The sequence below is a fragment of the Pseudoalteromonas prydzensis genome (genome assembly GCF_011050055.1).
Lineage (GTDB): Bacteria > Pseudomonadota > Gammaproteobacteria > Enterobacterales > Alteromonadaceae > Pseudoalteromonas > Pseudoalteromonas prydzensis_A.
This window is the reverse complement of record NZ_DRGM01000210.1, coordinates 70137-91393: the sequence shown is the minus strand read 5'-3', so window position 1 is coordinate 91393 and position 21257 is coordinate 70137. Positions and strand designations below refer to the sequence as shown.

The 21257-nt window shown below is 40.9% G+C and carries 21 protein-coding genes; 13 read left to right on the top strand and 8 right to left on the bottom strand.

Features of this window, described 5'->3' with window-relative positions:
• Positions 1-23 precede the first annotated feature (23 nt).
• Complete coding sequence (gene xthA, locus ENH88_RS21755) at positions 24-830, bottom strand: exodeoxyribonuclease III (RefSeq protein ID WP_304185552.1); 807 nt, start codon at positions 828-830, stop codon at positions 24-26.
• A gap of 248 nt (positions 831-1078) precedes the next feature.
• On the opposite strand from xthA, the gene ENH88_RS21750 reads away from it, so the two are divergent.
• The 3 genes from ENH88_RS21750 (at position 1079) to rluB (ending at position 3123) form a co-directional block, all read left to right on the top strand.
• Complete coding sequence (locus ENH88_RS21750; protein WP_304185551.1) at positions 1079-1510, top strand: exonuclease III; 432 nt, start codon at positions 1079-1081, stop codon at positions 1508-1510.
• Between the two features lie 144 nt (positions 1511-1654).
• Complete coding sequence (scpB, locus tag ENH88_RS21745; protein ID WP_304185549.1) at positions 1655-2257, top strand: SMC-Scp complex subunit ScpB; 603 nt, start codon at positions 1655-1657, stop codon at positions 2255-2257.
• A complete protein-coding gene (gene rluB / locus ENH88_RS21740) occupies positions 2254-3123 on the top strand; it encodes a 23S rRNA pseudouridine(2605) synthase RluB (protein WP_064666048.1) in 870 nt (289 codons plus the stop codon). The genes scpB and rluB overlap by 4 nt, the downstream gene beginning before the upstream one ends.
• Before the next feature lie 123 nt (positions 3124-3246).
• Here rluB and ENH88_RS21735 read toward each other — a convergent pair whose 3' ends face one another.
• On the bottom strand, positions 3247-4194 hold the full coding sequence (locus tag ENH88_RS21735; protein ID WP_304185643.1) for a LysR family transcriptional regulator: 948 nt from the start codon (positions 4192-4194) through the stop codon (positions 3247-3249).
• A gap of 104 nt (positions 4195-4298) precedes the next feature.
• Here ENH88_RS21735 and aceK point away from each other — a divergent pair, with 104 nt between their 5' ends.
• The 4 genes from aceK (at position 4299) to ENH88_RS21715 (ending at position 7885) form a co-directional block, all read left to right on the top strand.
• A complete protein-coding gene (aceK, locus tag ENH88_RS21730) occupies positions 4299-6089 on the top strand; it encodes a bifunctional isocitrate dehydrogenase kinase/phosphatase (RefSeq protein ID WP_304185547.1) in 1791 nt (596 codons plus the stop codon).
• 82 nt (positions 6090-6171) lie between these two features.
• Positions 6172-6564 carry a hypothetical protein gene (locus ENH88_RS21725; RefSeq protein WP_304185546.1) on the top strand — a complete coding sequence of 131 codons (393 nt, stop codon included), beginning with the start codon at positions 6172-6174 and terminating at the stop codon, positions 6562-6564.
• 27 nt (positions 6565-6591) lie between these two features.
• Positions 6592-7554, top strand: a complete 963-nt coding sequence (locus ENH88_RS21720; RefSeq protein ID WP_304185544.1) for a zinc-binding dehydrogenase — start codon at positions 6592-6594, stop codon at positions 7552-7554.
• Positions 7555-7630: 76 nt separating this feature from the next.
• On the top strand, positions 7631-7885 hold the full coding sequence (locus ENH88_RS21715) for a DUF2999 family protein (protein WP_304185542.1): 255 nt from the start codon (positions 7631-7633) through the stop codon (positions 7883-7885).
• A 406-nt stretch (positions 7886-8291) separates the two neighbouring features.
• Here ENH88_RS21715 and ENH88_RS21710 read toward each other — a convergent pair whose 3' ends face one another.
• Positions 8292-8990, bottom strand: a complete 699-nt coding sequence (locus tag ENH88_RS21710) for a flagellar brake protein (RefSeq protein WP_304185540.1) — start codon at positions 8988-8990, stop codon at positions 8292-8294.
• A gap of 456 nt (positions 8991-9446) precedes the next feature.
• Between ENH88_RS21710 and lepB the strand changes: the two genes are divergently transcribed.
• Positions 9447-10094 carry a signal peptidase I gene (lepB, locus tag ENH88_RS21705; protein WP_304185538.1) on the top strand — a complete coding sequence of 216 codons (648 nt, stop codon included), beginning with the start codon at positions 9447-9449 and terminating at the stop codon, positions 10092-10094.
• Positions 10095-10218: 124 nt separating this feature from the next.
• Here the strand turns inward: lepB and ENH88_RS21700 are convergent, their stop codons facing one another.
• Positions 10219-10395, bottom strand: a complete 177-nt coding sequence (locus ENH88_RS21700; RefSeq protein WP_304185537.1) for a DUF6435 family protein — start codon at positions 10393-10395, stop codon at positions 10219-10221.
• Between the two features lie 202 nt (positions 10396-10597).
• Entirely contained in the window at positions 10598-11386 is a 789-nt protein-coding gene (locus ENH88_RS21695; protein ID WP_304185535.1) for a hypothetical protein, read from the bottom strand.
• 287 nt (positions 11387-11673) lie between these two features.
• Here ENH88_RS21695 and ENH88_RS21690 point away from each other — a divergent pair, with 287 nt between their 5' ends.
• On the top strand, positions 11674-12081 hold the full coding sequence (locus tag ENH88_RS21690) for a hypothetical protein (protein WP_304185534.1): 408 nt from the start codon (positions 11674-11676) through the stop codon (positions 12079-12081).
• A gap of 73 nt (positions 12082-12154) precedes the next feature.
• Here ENH88_RS21690 and ENH88_RS21685 read toward each other — a convergent pair whose 3' ends face one another.
• Positions 12155-13324, bottom strand: a complete 1170-nt coding sequence (locus tag ENH88_RS21685) for an MFS transporter (RefSeq protein WP_304185533.1) — start codon at positions 13322-13324, stop codon at positions 12155-12157.
• Between the two features lie 301 nt (positions 13325-13625).
• Here ENH88_RS21685 and ENH88_RS21680 point away from each other — a divergent pair, with 301 nt between their 5' ends.
• The 3 genes from ENH88_RS21680 (at position 13626) to ENH88_RS21670 (ending at position 18106) form a co-directional block, all read left to right on the top strand.
• The gene (locus tag ENH88_RS21680; protein WP_304185532.1) at positions 13626-14543 is read left to right on the top strand and encodes a Gfo/Idh/MocA family protein; all 918 of its coding nucleotides are present in this window, start codon (positions 13626-13628) and stop codon (positions 14541-14543) included.
• Between the two features lie 48 nt (positions 14544-14591).
• Entirely contained in the window at positions 14592-15101 is a 510-nt protein-coding gene (locus tag ENH88_RS21675) for a M23 family metallopeptidase (protein WP_304185530.1), read from the top strand.
• A gap of 86 nt (positions 15102-15187) precedes the next feature.
• The gene (locus tag ENH88_RS21670; protein WP_304185527.1) at positions 15188-18106 is read left to right on the top strand and encodes a UvrD-helicase domain-containing protein; all 2919 of its coding nucleotides are present in this window, start codon (positions 15188-15190) and stop codon (positions 18104-18106) included.
• A 43-nt stretch (positions 18107-18149) separates the two neighbouring features.
• Here ENH88_RS21670 and ENH88_RS21665 read toward each other — a convergent pair whose 3' ends face one another.
• Complete coding sequence (locus ENH88_RS21665; protein WP_304185526.1) at positions 18150-19097, bottom strand: sodium-dependent bicarbonate transport family permease; 948 nt, start codon at positions 19095-19097, stop codon at positions 18150-18152.
• A 145-nt stretch (positions 19098-19242) separates the two neighbouring features.
• On the opposite strand from ENH88_RS21665, the gene ENH88_RS21660 reads away from it, so the two are divergent.
• Positions 19243-20187, top strand: coding sequence for a LysR family transcriptional regulator (locus ENH88_RS21660; protein WP_304185524.1), 945 nt, complete (start codon positions 19243-19245; stop codon positions 20185-20187).
• A gap of 25 nt (positions 20188-20212) precedes the next feature.
• Here ENH88_RS21660 and ENH88_RS21655 read toward each other — a convergent pair whose 3' ends face one another.
• Complete coding sequence (locus ENH88_RS21655; RefSeq protein WP_304185523.1) at positions 20213-21214, bottom strand: LacI family DNA-binding transcriptional regulator; 1002 nt, start codon at positions 21212-21214, stop codon at positions 20213-20215.
• Between the last annotated feature and the right edge of the window lie 43 nt (positions 21215-21257).

Genomic DNA, 21257 nt, shown 5'->3' with positions numbered 1-21257 from the left:
CTGTAATTAACTCATGCATGTAATTAGCTAAATGTTGACCAAATGGGGGCGTGATCGGATGGTTTTTCGATACCACGCAGCTCATAATCAATACCGGCATCAATACAACGCTCAGCAAGTGCAGGCGTTGCTAATACAACGTCAATACGCAGGCCACGGTTATCATCAAAACCTTTTGAACGATAATCAAACCATGAGTATTGCGCTGTTGTGTCTGGGTGAAGTTCACGAAAGGTGTCTTTAAAGCCCCACTCCAGTAAGGTTGCAAGCCATTGACGTTCTTCAGGTTGGAACGAACATTTACCTGTTTTTAACCAGCGCTTACGGTTTACTTCACCAATACCAATATCAAGATCGGTCGCAGAGATATTGATGTCGCCCATCACAATCACATCTTCATCATTATTATGATGGGTGTCTAAATGGGTCATTAAATCGCGGTAAAACTGGCGCTTGTATGGAAATTTAATTTCATGACTGATGTTATCACCTTGTGGGAAATAGCCATTCATCACCGTTAAATCACGGCCATTTTCTTGGCTGACAGTGACACTGATCATACGCTTTTGCGATTCTTCAGTATCAGTTGCAAACCCTTTAACTACAGATTTAGGTTCATTTTTGCATAACATAGCCACACCGTAATGGGCTTTTTGACCATGAAAATACACGTGATAACCCATCTTTTGCACATCTTCGAGTGGAAAAGCTTCATCGTGTACTTTTATTTCTTGTAAACCGATGATATCAGGCTGATGTTTCTCAATAATTGCTTGTAGTTGATGCAGGCGAGCTCGCAGCCCATTAATGTTAAATGAAATTACTTTCATGGCTAGACCTTAAATTAGAATTAGCTTTTCGCAGATTATGGCAAATTCTACCATCAAATAAGGTGTGGTACATGTGCTTATTTATTAAAAATAAATTGCTTAAATGATGAACGAATTATGAATGATGATTAAAAATTGTTAATGCAATTTAAAATAAAAGATTAACTATATAATCCAGTTGATTTGTCTTTTTTGGTCTATATAATGCGCAAAAATCACTCGCTTTATCACTCCACCAAAGGTAAATCATGAAACTACAATTATTAGCATTGTTTGCGGCAACGACTGCATTTTCTCACACTGCAAGTGCGGCACAATACTTTAATGCGGATCAAAAAATTGAATCTAAACTGTGTTCAATTAGCGCCAACCAAGGATTTACTGCCGCGCGTAAAGTTGCAGCACAACATAATGTCTATCTATCGCGTCAGTCAAAAAGCATTTTATGTAATGGCGAAGATATTCGCAATATTGCTAAAAAGCGTGATGATAAAATTCGCCAACAAAAAGTAATTACAGTGTTTGCTAAAAACAGCAAAACAGAAACGCAATTATGCATGACGGCATTACAACAAGGTTTGGCGCCAGTAAAAGCAAAAATTGCAGATCTTAATTCTTTGCAATGTAATGGTGAAGTGGTTACCGAGTTTGTGAAACGCTATCAAGGCGCAACTATTTGATCAAAATAGGCTGTGCTAATGCACATTTCGATATTAGCGGTTGTTAATGACCGCTAATATTGTCTTTTTAAATAATAACTTTTCCAACCTTTGCATAGTTCTGGCATAATAGCGCGTTGAATATACCTCAGCGTCTTGGTGTCTATGGTGACAAAATCGGCTACAAAACGAATTAGTGATGAGCAACTTGTTGAGATCATTGAAGCGGCTATTTTTGTTGCTGGAAAACCCCTCAGTAAGCGACACTTAAAAGAAACGCTATTAAGTGACTTGAGTGTGTCGATGACGCGCATTAACCTCGCAATTGAACAAATCCAAATTCATTATCAAACCCGAGGTATTCGGTTAGTTGAAGTGGGGAGTGGCTTTCGATTTCAAGCATGTGCGAGTTTGGCGCCTTGGTTAAATAACCTTTGGCAAGAACGAGCACCTAAATATTCTCGTGCCTTATTAGAGACGTTATCCCTTATTGCGTATCGGCAGCCAATCACCCGAGGTGAAATAGAGCAGGTACGTGGCGTAACTGTTGGCTCTGGTATTATTAAAAGTCTGCTCGAACGCGAGTGGATACATGTTGTAGGCCATAAAGAAGTGCCGGGTAGGCCTGCTTTATATGCGACAACTAAACAATTTTTAGATTATTTTTCGTTAACAGGTTTAGATAATTTACCGCCACTGCCAAAACAGCAGCAAAGTAAAATCGACCAGTTATTGAGTGATCCTTCTGTGAGAGAACTATCCGAATGAGTATACAAGGTGAAAAGTTACAAAAAGTCTTAGCAAGAGCGGGCGTTGGTTCGCGACGTGAGATGGAAAAATACATTGATGCGAATCGCGTCAGTGTAAATGGCAAAGTAGCAAAATTGGGCGATCGTGTTGAAGAAACAGATTTGATCCGTGTTGACGGCCATACCGTTAAAATTGAAGAAAAAGCAGAACGTATTTGCCGTGTCATTATGTATAACAAACCTGAAGGTGAGTTATGTACACGTAAAGATCCTGAAGGACGTAGAACTGTATTTGATCGTCTACCACGGGTTGATGGCGAACGTTGGATTGCAGTCGGTCGTTTAGATATAAATACTGCCGGTTTAATGTTGTTCACCAATGATGGTGAACTTGCCAATCGCTTAATGCACCCAAGCTATGAAGTAGAGCGTGAATACTCAGCCCGTGTATTTGGTGAAGTCACCGCTGAAACCATCAAGAATTTAACCAAAGGTGTTGAACTTGAAGATGGTATGGCTAAGTTCCTAAATATAAAACCACTGGGCGGCGAAGGCATTAACCGTTGGTATAACGTTACTTTAACTGAAGGACGTAACCGCGAAGTACGTCGTTTATGGCAATCTCAAGATGTTGAAGTGTCACGTCTTATTCGTATTCGTTATGGTAAGTTAGAGCTTGATAAACGGCTACCGCAAGGTGGTTGGGCTGAGCTTGAACTCGAGACCGTTAACTATTTGCGTAAAACGGTGAAGTTAGGGCGTGAAACACAAACTAAGTTGTCAGTAATGCCTGAAAAGCGTAAAGATAAACGCGCTAAAATTAATCAAATTCGTAAAGCTGTTAAAAAACATAATAACCGCGTTAAACAAACGAAACGCCGTTAAGCATAAAGTAAACCGCGCAGCTCTGCTTACCGAGTAAGCGCAAGGTCAATGATCCGTAATTAGTTTTGCTAATTACGGATTTTTTTTATGGCAATGTAAACCACATTGAATCGCGTTTGCTAGTTACCTGTCAGCAATGGTTTGCGCAAAGGCTAATAATTCGCGGCGTAACCATTGATGAGGACTGGCATGGTGAAGTAGCGGGCTCCAGAGCATTTTTACTTCAATAGGCACAATTTGAAATGGCACGGGGCTTATGACTAACTCAGTGTGCTTTGTAAGTAACATAGCTTGGCGCCGTGGCAGGGTGGCTATTAGCTGCGGCGATTGGCAGAGCAAGCTGGCCACCATGTAGTGGCGAGTAAACACCCGAATATGACGGGTTTGTTCAAGTTGCCACAATGCTTCATCTACCCAACCGAGTTTTTGGCTGCCCGATTTATTGGTCACTGCCGCTTCTGCTCCCCAACCGGCACGATTAACCCAAATATGCTCACTCGCTAAATACTGCGCTAAATCAGGCTGTTTTAAATAAGGGTTTGCAGGGTGCATTAAACAACAGTAATTGTCACGCCACACACTGGCTTGGTGAAACGAGCGGGGCAAGCCATTAAAGCGATTGATAGCTAAATCTATAGTGCCTTTTTCCATATCTTGTAGGCTCACATCGCTTGGGCTGAGCACATCAAAATTAAGCCCTGGGTGTTTGTTAAGTTGCGCGGTGATAAAAGGAGCGACTAAGGTTGATTCTAAGTAATCGTTGGCCATTATGCGAAAGGTCATTTGCGCAGTGCTAGGGTCGAAAATATCACTGGGTTGAGTGATCGCTTCGGCCATCTTTAATAAAGCCTCAATTTCAGGCTTTAAGCTCAGCGCTTTTGCGGTTGGAGTCATAGAGCCTGCGGCGCGTACCAACAAAGGATCATCAAATAAATCACGTAAACGCTTCAGGGCATTACTCATCGCAGGTTGAGTGAGAGCCAGTTTATTCGCCGCTTTAGAGACATTTTGCTCATCTATGAGTACATTTAAGTACACCAGCAGGTTGAGATCGACATTACGTATATTCATTTGATCAATCTTATTCATTCGCTGTATTAATTACCTAAATTAAAGCCTGCTTGCTAAGGTGTGTAAACCTATAATGATAAATAGTCGCCATAAGTGATAAAAATATGCCTGAATTAGAGCCGCAAACTCCCTTATTAATTGAGCAAGAAAACGCGCTACAACAAGTGATTGCAACTAAATTAGCCCGTGCGGTATTTGCAGGTTTTGAAGCCATGTTTGCAGAGTTTTTAAATATCACGCTGGGGGCGCAAAGTCGTTTTGAGCAACAGCAATGGCAAGCTGTGCAGTCAGCAATGCGCGAGCGATTACAAGTCTACGAACGGCAAGTTAAAAATGTCAGTGAAGCCGTGCGGATCATTGCTTTTCAAGAACTGCACGAGCCACTACTTTGGCAACGGGCAAAACACATTTATGGGCAAATGGTTGCTGAGCATGAAAACCAGCCGATTGCGCATACTTTTTTTAATTCGACCTTTGGCTCGATTTGGGACGATAAAAAAATTCGCACTGTGCATTTGTTTGTACTAAAAGCCAAATATCGCGCCAAGCCACGGCCATTTGATAAGTTAGTGAGCCGTATTTCCTTACAAGCTGGCTTTACCCACGCAGTGCAGCAACTTATTTACCGCCAAGCTTTTCGGGTTAAATTTACCGATTTAGCTAAAGATATTGATAATTTACAAGCTACGCTCAGACTAGGCGCAAAGCAGCAGTGCCGCCAAGTGTATGAATTAATGAATTTGAATGACGGCTATATTGAATACGCTAATTCACTGTTTTTTAGAAATAAAGCCTGTTATGTGATTGGCCGTTGCATTGCTAAAAATGGCGATAATATGCCCTTTGCAATCGCCATTTTAAATACAGATGACGGCTTAAAGCTAGATGCAGTAATGATGGGAGCCGATCAACTGAGTTTATTATTTGGCTTTGCGCGCACTTATTTTATGGTCGATACCGATCAACCTGCGCGTTATGTTGATTACTTATCTGTACTGATGCCTCATAAACAACGCTTTGAACTATTTAATGCCATTGGCTTTATTAAACATGCCAAAACAGAGTTTTATCGCTACAAGGTAGACACCACAAAAAATAGCCCAATTGAGGATAAATATATTACCGCTCCAGGTACGCCAGGCATGGTGATGCTGGTATTTACCACCCCAGGCTCTGACTATGTGTATAAGGTGATAAAAGATAAGTTTAATGCACCAAAAACAGCCACCAAAGCACAAGTTATGGCGAAGTATGATTTTGTAAAGCAAGCCGACAGAGTGGGGCGTTTGGTCGATACCCATGAGTTTCGTTATTTGGCGTTTGATTTAAGTCGTTTTAGTGATCAGCTACTTGCGCAAATGCACGCTAACATTTCCAGTAGTATGTCGATTGCAGACAAAGCATTGGTACTTAAACATGTGTATGTGGAGCGTAAAATGACCCCGCTTAATTTATATATTAATCAGTGTGATGATAACCAATTGAAGAAGGTAATGCATGATTATGGTCAAGCAATTAAAGACTTAGCGGGGGCGAATATTTTCCCCGGTGACATGCTGATGAAAAATTTTGGCGTTACCCGTTGGGGGCGCGTGGTATTTTATGATTATGATGAGATTTGCCCACTCACACAGTGTCATTTTCGGCAATTACCCAGCAGTGAAAATAGCTTTGATGAACTCAGTAATGAAAGCTATTTTGATGTTGCCGAGAATGACGTGTTTCCTAGTCAATTTAAGGTATTTTTTACTGCTGATCAGCGTGCATTCAACTATTTTAGTGAGCAGCATAACGACTTATTCAGCCCTGAGTTTTGGCAGCAATGTCAAACGCAAATTAATGCCGGCTACGTGTATGATGTTTACCCTTACAAACAGAGTTGGCGATTTGGATAAATTAGCCACAAGTCTGATAGGTGTTTTTTACAGCAACAGGTACAATTTATAAACAATATAAAAAAACATCAAAGGACATACCATGAAAACACTGATTTTAACGGGGTTATTAGTTGCCTCTCCTCTGGTTTTGGCTAACCCGCTACTCGGCAGTTGGGAATTTGTAGAAGGAAAATACGCGGTAGAGCAGGGCTATGTAACCGCTAAAGCACCTGAGCTTACGTCAATTAAGTTAATTACCGCCACCCACTTTAACTACATTACGCAAAAAAACGGTGCATTCCATTATGCTGGCGGCGGCAAGTATACCCTGAAAAACCAACAGTTTGTTGAAACATTTGCGTATGGCAATATCCCCTCGTTACTGGGTAAAAGCATGGCTTTTGATTACAAAATTGAGGGTAATTTATGGCATCATTCTTTAACTGAAAATGGTAAGTTAGTGGAAGCCGAAGTATGGCGTAAAATCGATTAAATTTAGCCAACCTAGCTAGGAGCCACAATGCAATTTATATCTCATCACGATCAGCAACTAAGCTTAAGCGAAACAGACAAACCATCATTGCAGCCTCATGAGGTATTAGTAAAAGTGGCGGCAATAGGGGTCAACCGAGCCGATTGCATGCAGCGCCAAGGTAAGTACCCCGCCCCAAAAGGCGATAGCCCCATTTTAGGACTTGAGTGCGCAGGTACTGTGGTAGAGCTTGGTGCTGAGGCAGATAGCAACTGGCTTAATCAAGCAGTGTTTACTTTATGCGCCGGCGGTGCATACAGCGAATATGTGGCTGTGGATGCAAGCCAACTGATGCCGTTACCCGAGAGTCTCACTATGGCGCAAGGTGCGGCAATCAGTGAAGTCTATTTAACTGCCTTTGGCGCACTGTTTCAGCTTGGTAATTTACAACAAGGGCAAACTGCACTTATTCATGCCGGTGCCAGTGGAGTAGGCGGCGCGGCTATTCAATTGGCAAAACGTGTTGGGGCAACGGTGGTGATCACCGCAGGCAGTGATGAAAAATGCCAGCATGCTAAAGAGCTGGGTGCCGATCACGCCATCAACTATAAAAGCAATGACTTTGTTGAATATATGCAACACCATCAGTTAACAGCCAACGTCATTGTTGATCCTGTCTCTGGGCGCTATTTAAATAAAAATGCTGAGATTGCCGCAATGGATTGCCAAATCATTATGTTAGCATTTTTAGATGGTCGCTTTGCAGAAGTAGACTTTGGTCGTTTATTGCAAAAGCGAATTTCCTTTCATGCTTCAACACTTCGTAACCGCAGCCAAGCATTTAAACGCCAACTTAGGGATCAGTTTGTTGCACAGTTTTATGATGATATTGCCAATCAACGCTTTGATTTTAATATTTATAAAACGCTACCATGGCAACAGGCTGCTCAAGCCCATGAAATATTAGAACGTAACGAAAATGCCGGAAAAGTGGTATTAGAAGTTCAGTAATTCAATTGTGCAGGTTTAAAACCAGCAATTTGCCCATATAACTGTGCGTAACTAAAAAGCGATTTAAGGCAAAAATATGAACCCAATTATAGCAACATTGCAAGAACATAACGTCAGCGACGAAAAAGTGCATGAGCTTTTTCAAGCATTTACCCAAAACCCAATGATGGCAATGGCGCTTGTGCAGCAGCTTGGTATTCCACCAGAGAAACTGCAAGCGTTAATGGGGTTGGTAATGACTCAGCCACAGTTAATTAAAGAAGCCGCAGCGTCTTTAGGTATTGCCGATGGTGAGCTTGAAAAAGCCAAACAGCAGTATAAAAATCAATAAGCGTTGATTTTTAAGCTGTCAGCTTTGGTTTGTAATAGAAGTAGAGCTGACAGGTGATTTCAGTAATTTATAGTATTAAACCGCTGAAACTATGCTTTAACCATATATAAGCAATTGGCTAAGGGGATTTGCTCTGGATAGTCATTAAACGAAGATAAATTAAATGGATACCTGAAATTTGGACCCGACCAATTTTGTAGCTCTTGTTCATCAGAAAACCAATTCATCATTTCTATTAAGTGATGCTCTTTGGCTTAATCAATTTCATATTTATCAAGTGCTCATTTAAATACATGGTAATAGTCTCATAAAGACGCTTAAGCTGATCTGTTGATAAGGTTTCCCGCCACTAACGTATAGTTTTAACTAACCAAAAATGACTGCTTGTGCGTTTATTAAAGTAGCATTATTGGCCAATATCAATTGCGTAAGCGGCCAGTAAATTATGCATTTTTTGTTGCTCTGACTCTGCAAATTCAATCCCAACATTTAAACGGTTGCCTTGCATTTGATTATTACGAATATGAGCACTGATCACTACAGATTCATTGTCGATGGGGGATAGTAAGTGCACGAATACTTGGCGTTTTTTTAGGGCTAAAAATCCAGAGTTAACGTGCACGGTAAAGCGACAGCCGGTGGCGGAAATATCAATGATGATCCCTTGCAGTAGGTTTTCGCTGTCATAATGTTGATCTTTGTTGATACTAATTTTTGCTGGGATGTGGGTTTGTAATCGGTTTACTTCTCGCAGTTGCCGGCTTTCAATTTGTTTAGGGTAAGCAAGGTAGATTAATTTTTCTGGTCGAAATGCAATGGCTAAAATTGTGGTTGAAAATGCCACACACTCCCCCCGTTCACCTTCAACAATGTAACGTACTATCGCGCCATTACCTTCTTTTAACACATCGCTATATTGATTGTTTTTTGCTTGAGGAGGGTACTTTAAAATTAAGTATTTTCCTGCCTCATAGCCAATCAAGGTTAATTTAAACCTGACTGTTAATGGGTTGGTAAATTGAATATCAATTATTTTGCCAGGTAATAAATCTAAACAAAACTTGGTTTTGTTATTCTGGCTTGGTTTGGCTTGAGTAATTTCCATATATTTTGTAGTAATTATTATTTGTTTCCAAATAGTATCCTTTAAAATAGATTAAAAATCACTACGACAAACGAGTGGTATTAACTGTTTATTTTAAGTAGAACAAAGACATACTTTGTTACAAAGTTAACTGAACGGATAGGTGCAGAATTTGTCTATCTAACACAAGGGCGTGTTTATCTTTCGAGGTTAAATTTGCAGCAGTGTGTTTGGTATTTAGGCAAGGCAGAGCCTATGTAGTGTGGTTGTTCCCCATAAATAGGCGATAACGCAGCATCAATGCCAAACACGCGCTGCCCTTCGGGTTCTTCCTAGGGGCGATTAACTCTTTGTTGCTCGATTTTTACTTAGCCCACTAGGTTACAAATCTCGCGCCGCGATTAAATCGCCCCTAGTTTGAACAAATTTTAATCCTGAAAGGTCAACACGCCCTAGTAAATTGAATGGATCAACACAATGAAATACCTTTATAAAATATGGAAAAATAACCGCTCCCTAATCGTGTTTATTTCGCTTATGTGTGTTTTTAGAAGCGCAGTAGCAGACTGGTATGAAGTGCCTACAGGGTCGATGAAACCGACAATTGTTGAAGGAGACCGTATTTTTACAGATAAAATGGCCTACGATTTACGAGTGCCATTTACGAAAATTTCATTGCTGAAACTAGCCGAGCCGCAAGCGGGTGATATTATCGTATTTGATTCTGTTGCAGCGCAAAATCGCTTGATAAAACGGGTTATCGGTGTGCCAGGTGACAGCGTTGCTTTGGTAGATAATCAGTTAGTGATCAATGGTGAAAAATTAAATTATGATCCAGTGAGTGAAACCGCTATAAATCGCGTAGAGATAGAGAATCTTCATGGTATAAAGCACGCCGTTGAGTTGTCTAAACAGCGCTCTGCAATGCAAAATTTTGCACCTGTTATCATTCCTGAAAACATGTACCTAGCAATGGGCGATAACCGTGATAATAGCGCTGACTCTAGAGTCATTGGTTTAGTCCCCAGAGCTGAATTACTTGGTAGAGCAAAGCGGGTTATCGTATCCCTTGATTACGATGATTATTATTTACCCCGTAAAGATCGGGTTTTAAAAGCACTTTAACTACAAAATTCATACAGGCATATTTACTTTAGTGGTTTAAAGTTTTCTATTGTCCATGCTTGATAACAGCACTGCAATAACGTGCTGTTATCAAAAAACAAGTGACACTGATAAGATTTTGTATTTAAGAGATTTTACTTTCAATGACTTTAATTTTATCGAGTATTTGCTCCGCTTCAAAGGTTAGTTGCGAGTAGCTTTTTATATCGCCATTTCGCTGCGATTGCATCGCTTGCTCAAGCTTTGCGCTGTATTGTTTATTAAGTTGTTTTAACGGGTCTTTTTTAAAAAATGAAAACATAATTGTTCCTTGCCTTTTAAGAAGGTCCTATACCTTTGCAGGTAATACGTAAAATGAACAATAATCGATTAGTTATGAGTTGGATTAAGTAACTACCTTATAAAATCGGATGATAATTACAGCATAGCTGGGAATTAAATAGACTGTCTTGCAACCTATTTAATTCCCTATTTATCAATCAGGTAGTTATAAAAGCCATTTGTTAAGGGGTCGGGCAAGCTGGGTGTTCTGCAAGCACTTGAGTGACAATTTGCCCAAACAGAGCTTGTTGCTGTTGATCTAATTCAAGAGCCGAAGTATAGGGGATTGCATCGGCTAATTCACCGCTGATAATTTCATAAAAGGTCATTGCAGTCAGTATATTACCTGCATATGAGGCATGGTTTCCATCAGCATTATACAACTTAGCTGTTGGCATAACAGCTAATAAGCGGTTCCAAACCAAACCTACTGGCGCAATACAACTTGGTTCTTGTTGGCTAATCGATTGATGTAAATTATAGACACGCTCTGCTTCAGCAGGGTTACCACGTTGAGGATGCTCTGGGAATAAAATAGGCATGATATTGTTTGACTTCGCGGTTGCGATTAAACGCTGCGTTGCTTCTGTTGAATAGTTTGTAGTTCCGGATTGGGAGTATTTTTGTCCTTGAAATATAGCGTGACTCCAACTGCTTTGTTGCAATTGTGCTAAATTTCCAGAAACGGCGACAATCTCATCTAAAAACCAGCCACTTATTGTTACTGTTTCAATTGTACTGTTTGGCAGTTGACTAGTGACAAGTATTTTAAGTATTGAGCCTAATTGTGCACTGTGACTGTTACCATAAATAATCACCCGGTAATCTGCGCGAGCGCTATTATCAACTGGGTTGGTCGTTTCGGGTTGCGTTGATTGCTTTGGCTTATCACTTGTAGTGCCAGAACCACAGGCTGCCAGGTTGAACAAAATTAACATCCACAATGTAAAAGCTAAGCATTTTGACAGCATGATTACTTCCGAATAAGTGTTTTAAAGTACATAGGGAGTTAGAGATAGCTGAGTGTATATGTAAATTCATAAGTTATCAATTTGGTAACAAAAATGCTACTTTGATAGGTTTAACTGGAGGCAGTTTTATTTGTTATCAATTATTCATCACATGGTATTAGACTAAAGTCTATAAGTTAATTTTATTCACCTATTAGGTTTATTTTTATCGTTTGTCGAGATTGCCCCAACGCACTAAAGTTTAATTGTCGGCAACAGATACGACGTAACCAAATAGGAATATAATCATGAAACGTACACTTATCAAAACCATTGCTCTTTGCTCATTATTTACTTGCTCAGCGGCTGTTATGGCTGATCAGAGTGATTACAAACTAGTGGTTATCGAGCAAGAGACTGCACCTTTGCAATTAGAAGAGTCATTTAATAGTTGCGCATTAAATGTGAAGTCAAAAAATTATGAGCAAGCTGAAGCTATTTGCACAAAAGCAATTGCCTTGTTAAAGCAAAGTGATGGGCCAAGAATGAAAGTGCGTGAGTTAACCTCATTTGCATTTAGTAATCGCGGTGTGTCTCGTATGATGGCAAACAATGATGCGGCTGGTCTTTCTGATTTTTATGAAGCAGCGCAAATAGCAGATAGTGTAATGGTTTCTCATAACCTAGCGCGGGCTAAAGAAAACCTTTCTTTATAGATAGTTGTTATAAAAGCAAAGTATTTTAAAAAACCCCATACTGGGCATATCAGTATGGGGTTTTTGTTTTTCATTATCCAGCCACTGGGGTATTGTCAGTGGAGATACCTTTAAGGCTTTTGATCAGCATATAAATACAGGTGGTGAATAAACAGCCGCCTAAATACAACATAATGCCGTGAGTTGAAGCAAATAGGTTGGCAGCAAGCAAAGGTCCAAAGACCGAGCCAAAGCTGTAACTCAGTAGCATGATTTCTGTTGCTGAGACTATTTTTTCGATTGGCAACGCGTCACAGGCTAAGGTGATGGCAATGGGGTAGAGTGCAAAACTTGCAGCCCCTAAAATAAAATAACTCGCCATTAATACGTTGAAGTGCACAGCTTGCATAATACCAACTACGCCCATCGCGCCAAATAAACAAAACAGTGCCATTAATAAGCTTTTTGCCATTCGTGTAGATAAATAGCTCACCAGCGGTTGTACTAGCATGCCGCCTAAAATGATCACCGCCATTAATGTACCAGTGAAAGCGGCCTGTTCAGTTTGGGCTGCGATATATACTGGCATTAAACCGTAAATTGGCCCAAGTACTAATCCTGATACTAAGCAGCCTAAAATTGCTGGGCGACTGAGCTTTTTTAATTCCGTTAATTGCAGCTTTTGCGAGTGCTGACTTTGCGGTTGCCCTGATTTAATCAGTAGCGGTGCTAACATCGCTAAAAATAACAGAGCAATAACAAACAAATAGGGAAGTGCGCCACTGGTGCCAAGTGGATCGATAGCCAGTTGACCAACGGCGCTGCCACCATAAAGGGATGTCATATACAAGCCTAACCGTTTTGCTCGGGCTTTGGCTGTGTCGGTCATGAGTAACCAGGATTCAACCACCACAAATACGCCAGCGACGGCAATACCTGCCACAAAGCGGGCGAAAAGCCACACGCTGGCTTTAGGTAAAATCAGTTGCGCTGCAACACTGAAAATTAATAAACCTAGAAATGCCATAAAGGCATGGCGATGGCCTATTTTTGTAACAATACGCTCAATAAAAAAAGCACCAATTAACAAGCCTAGATAAAACACACTGGCCAGCCATGAGGCAAGCTCATTATCAAGCCCAAAGGCGCTCAATGATAAAGGAATTAGGCTCATTAAAAAGCCTGATGCGATAGCAAAAAAAGACAAACCAATAACAGGCGCAAGTGGGTTATTTGGTTTATGATCTGCTGTGAGCTCAACCATTAAAGTATCCGATGTAAAGGGCATAAATAATTGCGTTGGAGTGTTTTAATGGCTGGCAATTATTTTTGATTGGTTAATTTTGCGGCGAATTTAAGCCGATTTTGAACACAAGTAAAGTTATATTTGCATATTCAGCCAACATTTTATTTAGAGCGATCAGTTAAGTAAAACAATCGGTTATTTGCGTCATTTTGGTATAAATTATTTAGCAAGATTGTTTCAAATTTGTAGTTGTTTTATCAATCTAAATAATAACTTGGTATGCTATATTTGGGTTTTCTTTATCTAGTAAGGCAGTAAAATGAGTCAGCTGACAATCGCTTTAGTAGGGCTTGGGGATATAGCACAAAAAGCATATTTACCGATTGCCACGCAACATGCGCAGATCGATCCTATTTTTTGTACACGAAACCTCACAACATTAACGCAGTTGGCAAAGCAATATCGGGTAGAAAAATACTTTACAGATTACCAAGATGTACTTGCGTGTAAGCCCGATGGGGTGATGATCCACACTAATACTGAGTCTCACTTTACGTTTGCAAAGCAAGCGCTTGAGCAAAAAATTGCCACGTTTGTAGATAAGCCTTTAGCGTATAGTTTTAGTGAAGTTACACAACTAGTTGAGTTAGCAACTAAACAGAATACACCATTATTTTTAGGTTTTAATCGCCGCTTTATACCAATAATGGCTGACATTGCAAAGCCACAGATACGCCATCTTAAATGGCAAAAAAACCGCTTGAATTTACCTGCACAGCCGCGCACATTTATTTTTGATGACTTCATCCATGTGGTTGATAGCTTATGTCACTTTGCAAATGTAGAGCGTTTTGATCAACTTACTCAGTTACAGCTGTTTTCACAGCTTGATCCACAAGGATTCTTGGCAGCTATTCATGTTAGCTTTGAGTTTGAAGGGCGGTTATTTCAAGGTGCTATGGACAGGTTAAGTGGCTGCAATGAGGAAGTGGTTGAAATAACAGCTTTGAATGAAAAATGGCGGATTGAATCGTTAACTAATATGACTTACATGGTAAATGGAGTACAGCAGAGCGCGATGCAAAATGATTGGCAAACAACGCTTTATAAGCGCGGCTTTGAGTCAATGCTAGAGGCATGGCTAACGGCGGTTAAAACTAAGCAAGTTGATCAATTACAACTTAAAAAAGATAGCTTAACCCATGAGCTGTGTGAGTGGCTGGTTGCACAAGTATAAACCTAATAGCGGGCCGTTTTATTGTTAAACGTTTGCAAGGGATGAACAATGAAAGTGATGAAGTATGTGGGACTAACACTGGTTATTTTACTTGCTATTGGGCTACTCATACCTGAAAAAATAGTGATCCCAGTCAAAGGTGCTACAGCAAATGATTGGCATCACAACACCTTTTGGTACGCCCCATGGGGGAAATCAGGTGTGCATAAAGGCATCGATATTTTTGGCAAAAAACATACACCAGTGGTGTCATCTGTCAGTGGTATTGTTGTTTACGCTGGTGAGCTAAAGCGTGGTGGTAATGTGGTGGCATTACTTGGGCCTAAGTGGCGACTGCATTACTTTGCCCACTTAGAAAGTTATTCGGTAAGTGCAGGAGACTATGTTGCAGTCAGTGAGGTGATTGGTAGCTTAGGAGACACGGGTAATGCGGCCGGTAAACAACCTCATGTGCATTACGCTATTTTATCGCTGCTGCCATACCCATGGTTAATGACCACACAAAACCAAGGCTGGAAAAAAATGTTCTTTTTAAATCCAGATGAAAAACTGCGCTAAAATAATTGCTGTTATTTTCACACTTATTCTGCGGATTAACTTAAAATAGCGCTAATTCACTCTTTTCATTTAGGAATTCAGCAGTAATGAATTCTATTCCAGTTAGTCTGTTTGGCAGGATGTTTGCTACTAAAGCCATGTTGGCGTTTGATCACCATATTTTGACTATTCGCCAAGGCAACTCAACCACACAAATAAGTTGGAGTGAGTTGGAGGCACCGCCGTCGTTTGCTTACGGTTTGTTTGGGCAAACGATTTCTTTTGTTACGGCGCAACAAAATTATACATTTTCGCTGCTGGCATATGGTGTTCACCGTAAATTTCAAGCTGAATTTGAACGGTGTTGGCTGAACGCGAATGTCGCTAAGCTTGATACTTTTCTTAATAAAATAACAAAACTGGTCAAGCAGCGATATTTACGCCAGTCCTATGTTAGTCGTATTCAGCGGTTGGCGCAGCAAGAGCATGATCGTTGGTTACCGTGGATAAAAAACAGCCCCGCATTTGTTTTAGTGGATAAAAAAATAAACGTATTAGAGCAATATGCAAACTGGGATGCTGCACTTACGCAGTATCTACAACAAAAATACGTGACTAAGCAACTTAACTTACACCACGCTTTTTTTGACAGTGTTGAAGCTAATCCATTAACACTAAGTCAAAGACAAGCATGTGTGATTGATGACGATAATAACTTGTTATTGGCGGGCGCTGGCACCGGTAAAACCAGTGTTATGATTGGCAGGGCTGGGTTTTTAGTGCAAAGCCAGCAGGCAAGTTACAGTGATATTTTATTGTTAGCCTATGGTCGCAAAGCTGCCGATGAAATGGATCAGCGGATCCAAAATAAGCTCGCCACCGATAAAATAAAAGCCGCTACGTTTCATAGTGTTGGCTTGGCGATTATCTCACAAGTTGAACATGCTAAACCGAGTATGAGTGTATTTGCAGAAGACGAACAAGCGAAAGAAAAATGGGTGCAGCAGTGCTTTGAAGCAATGATTGAAAACAGTGCTGAGTATCGTCGTCTGGTTTTAGATTATTTTAGTAAATACTATTATGTTGAAAAAAACGAATTTGATTTTAAAACCTTAGGTGATTACTACAGTTACTTAAATGATAACGATATCCGTAGTCTAAAGGGCGACAAGGTAAAAAGCTTTGGTGAGTTATATATTGCTAATTGGCTGTTTTATCACGGTATAGATTATCACTACGAAGCGCCTTATAAAATTGCCGTAAAAACCATTGAACGCAGCCAATATAAGCCTGATTTTTACTTACCTGAGTACGACATTTACATTGAATATTACGGCATTGATGAAGCTGGCAATACGGCGCCTTACATTGATAAAGCGCAATACCATGGCGCAATTGATTGGAAAAATACCACTCATGCCAGTAATAACACTCACTGTATAGCTTTGACTTATGGGCAACATAAACAAGGCAAGCTGTTAAGTGAACTTGAACAAGCGCTTTTAAGTGCGAACATACAAACGCAGATATTGCCCGTAGAATCACTGCTCGAAAGCTTAAAAGAAACTGGCAGGATCACCGTATTAGCTGCGTTATTTAGTCAACTGCTTAGTTTATATAAGGCGGCTTATTTAACTGATGCCGATGAAGTTGATGTCATTAAACGCTCCCTTGATGCCAAGCAAACAACGCAAGCGTTGGCGCTATTAAAACCAATTATATCTAACTACAACGCTTACTTGCAGCAGCGTGGTGAAATAGACTTTGAAGACATGATCAGCAAAGCAATTAGCTATGTAGAGTCAGGGCAATTTGTATCGCCCTGGCGTTACATTATGGTTGATGAATTTCAGGATATATCACATGCACGAGCGCGATTAGTTAAAGCGCTACGTGATAGCCGCAAAGGTTGTTCAGTATTTGCTGTGGGCGATGATTGGCAAGCGATTTACCGATTTAGCGGCGCAGATATAAAGTTAACCACTGAGTTTACCAAGCACTTTGGTTTTACCAGCCAAGCGCAGTTGGATGTTACTTTTCGTTTTAATAATAAAATTGGTGAAGTTGCCTCAGCATTTATTAGTAAAAATCCCGCGCAGCTTAATAAAACCATCACGTCTTTGGCTCAAGTAGCTCAGCCTGCGATATCAATATTAAGACGCGGCAATAAAGCGCCGACTACTTTAAATCATTATCACAGCGAGCTACCTGAGCTTGCCAATGGCGCGATAGATGATGTGCTTAATGCAATTTGCGGCACAGTGTGTAAACCAACCTCGGTCTATTTTTTAGCCCGCTTTTGGTTTCAACTACCTACTAATGCAGATATTAAAGCCATGCAAGTGAAGTATCCGCTGTTAAACATTCAGTCGCAGACTTTTCATGCAGCGAAAGGTAAAGAGGCCGATCATGTAGTGATCATCGGCTTACAAAAAGGTAAACATGGTTTCCCCTGTGAAAAAGTAACGCCCGCCATTATTGATGCATTACTGCCCGAGCAAGAAGATTTCGCATTTGCTGAGGAACGGCGGTTATTTTACGTTGCCCTAACGCGGGCAAAACAGCGCGCCTACATCATTGCTGATATGGCCAATAGTAGTTGTTTTGTCTCGGAGTTAATTGCTGAACATGACATCGAACTGGATGAATTTACCAGTGATGTTGAGCAATTACATATCGCAGATATAAACTGTATGCGCTGTGATACTGGGGTCTTAAAAAAGCAAACGGGACGTTTTGGGCCATTCTACGGCTGTTCGTTATTTCCGCGTTGCGAGCATAAAGAAAATCCCTGTCAGCAGTGCCAAAGCCCAATGACCCGCAGCCGTTATACAGGGTTTAAACTATGCGTTAATCAGTCGTGCAATCACATGCAGCCTATTTGTGATAAATGCGGCGCTGAGATGGTGTTACGGCAAAGTGCTAAAGGGTCGTTTTGGGGGTGTAAAAACTATCAAGGAAATGATCCACTGAGCTGTAAAAATGGCAAAGACAATAAAGCAATTCAATGGCCAGAGCTGGTTTAAGCGGGCTCTTTGTATGAGCCCCTTAAAATGATTATTAAGTAATTTATTGCATTGTTACTGCCAGTTGATGATACAAACCAATCCCTATAGTGACGTTAAATGCGAAGGTAATACCAAGTGAGCTAAGCATGGCTAAGCCTATATCCGCTTTTGGGATCGCAGCTTTAATAGCCGCAGGAGCTGCTATGTATGAGGCGCTGGCCACTAAGCTTGCTAATACAACCACAGAGCCTAGCTCGAGCTTTAATGCTGTGCCGGCAGTGACGCCAATCACGCCTAACAACAGCGGTGTGACTAATGCAAACAGCGCAACTCGCCAATGGTGCCAAGGAATAGGGCGCAGTGTTTTGGCTGCGGTTAATCCCATCTCCAGTAAAAATAATGCCAGCACCACTTTAAAGCTGCTAGTAAGAAGGTTGGTGACTTGGCTACCTTGTTGCGTGCCGTAAAGCATGCCGATAATAACGCCACCCACTAAAAGAATGATGCTTTTATTGGTAAGCGTCTCATGCCACAGTGTTTTTAGTGAAAGCGTGCGTGTAGTGTTGTTTTCTTTATTAAGGCGTCTGTAGAGTAATAGGGCAACAATAATCGCCGGTAATTCTAGCATCACTAAATAAAGCGTGACCTCCGCGCCAACGATGAGCTGTGAAGATTCTGCATAAGCAAGCGCAACGGCAAAAGTCCCCGCGCTGACCGAGCCGTAGTGCGCTGCAATACTTGCGCTATTAGCGACAGAGAGTCTCACTAGGTATTTTAAAATAGGGTAGAGCATCAGCGGAATAAATGCCCCCAATAACATGACTGAGCCCATTTCTGGCAGCAACTGCCAGCTTAAATTACCGTGTAAAACCATGCCGCCTTTTAAACCAATTGTTAGCATCAGTAACAAACTGAGCGTTTCGTAGGTCGCTTGCGGTATTTTTAAATCAGATCGCAACAGTCCTGCAACTAAGCCTAAAACAAAAAACATAACAACAATATCCGGCACGCCTTTCTCCTTTGTATTTGAAGTGGCGCTATTGTAATGAAAACTTTGTATAGTAAATAATAAAATGATTAGTAGTTATATATAGGTTATTATCTATGGGTTGTTATTTATAAGTTGCTTATTAACTTTGCTTTAAGGGGCTGACATGGATTTAAGACACATATCATTTCGACTCCTTGAAGTATTTATGAGTGTGGTAAAAACTGGCTCAATCAGTGAGACCGCAAGAGTGTTACATTTAACTCAGCCTACGGTATCGTTGCAAATTAAGCGCTTACAAGAGGCGGTTGGCGAACCTTTAATTTTGATGCAACAGCAAAAGTTAACGGTTACCGAAGCTGGGTTGGAATTATTTAAAACTGGCCAGCAAGTGTTTGGTCAGTTTGATGATTACAAAGATTTTTTAGCCGAGCTTAGAGGGGGTGAACGCGGTCGTTGCAAAATCGCCATGGTCAATACGGCGCAATATATTTTGCCGAAATTACTTGGGCCATATAGTAATTTGCACCCACATGTTGAGCTGCCCCTAGAAATAGGTAACAGGGCTGAGGTATTAGCACGGTTTGAACGCGGTGAGGACGATATTTATGTATTTAGTCACCCGCCATCCCTTGAGCATGCAAAAGCAGCACGCTTTTTACAAAACCCACTTGAATTTATTGTACCTAGTGAGCATCCACTTGCAGCAGCAACTGATATTACATTGGCTGAGCTGACACGCTATCGGTTTTTATTAAGAGAGCCCGGCTCAGCGACGCGAATGTTGTTTGAAAGTGAGTTACAGGGGCGGGGCTTAGTGTTAAGTGACAGCGTACAAATGGCCAGTAATGAGGCGATTCGGGTTGCGGTGTCATCAGCAATGGGTGTTGCAGTGCTTTCTCGCCATGTTCTACCAAAAGGCGATGAGGATTTCAAAGTACTCAATGTCAGCGATACGCAACTTGCCAGTCATTGGTATTTTGTTATTCGCACCGACCGACATCTATCCCATGCTGCGCGCAGTTTTTTACAATTTGCAGAGCACAACTTAGAACGTTATTTAGATGCTCGCTGGGTTTGCAACGAGCTCTGCGGGCTTGAGCTAAACTGAGTCACTATTGTTATTTGCTCACAGGTTATTTAACCGTGGGCGTTGAGTCGCGTAAAATTAAATTTGGCTGAAATATGTGGTTAATGGTAATGCCGCTGTGCTTATAAATATCTTTAAGCACTAAATTAGCAGCCATTTTGCCCATCTCTGGTACTGGGTTATTGATAGTTGTAAGCGTTGGGTACAAGTAATTAGTAAAAATGACGTTATCGTAGCCCATAATGGCAAGATCGCTAGGCAGGTTAAAACCGTGCTCTCGGGCATATTTCATGGCTCCCGAGGCCATTTCGTCATTAGCACACACCAGTGCTGTAAAGGGGACTTTGTTCTCTATAAAGTACTTCAAACCATCATTGCCACCCGTTTCTTTAAAATCGCCAATGTAAAATAAGTTTTCATTAAACTCGATAGCAAATTCACTAAGGGCTTGTTTATGGCCTTTTAGTCGATCAGATGCATCTATTTTAAATTGTGGGCCTGCGATATAGGCAATGTTTTTATGACCTCGGGTGATCATGGTTTTAGTCGCTAAGTAACCGCCCATTACGTTATCTAAACTAATGCAGTTGTCTTTAATTTCTTCAACATAGCGGCTCATTAAGTAAATCGGTGTTTTACCTTTACTCAGTTCAATTAAGTACTCGTTTGAGACGGCTTCAACATGGGCAATGATGGCATCGCAATTACGACTGATCAAAAATTCAAAGCCGCTTTTTTCCTTGCTTTCATCACTGTGTCCTGGGGTTATAATGACGTGCTTGCCTGCTGCCCGCAGTTGCTCTTCAATCGCTGACATCATTTGCCCGAAAAATGGGCCATCTAACTCAGAGACTAAAATACCAACACTACTGGTTCTGCTTGAAGCGAGTGAACGTGCGATAGAGCTTGGTTGATAGCCCAGCTGTTGCATTGCTTCCATTACTTTCTTTTTAGTTTTTTTACTCACATAGTCATTATTGTTCAGAACTCTGGACACAGTCGACAGGGAGACACCTGCAAGCTCTGATACCTGATAAATTGTAGCCATTGCTTTCCTAACGTTAATGCTCTGTTTTATATGATATTTTATA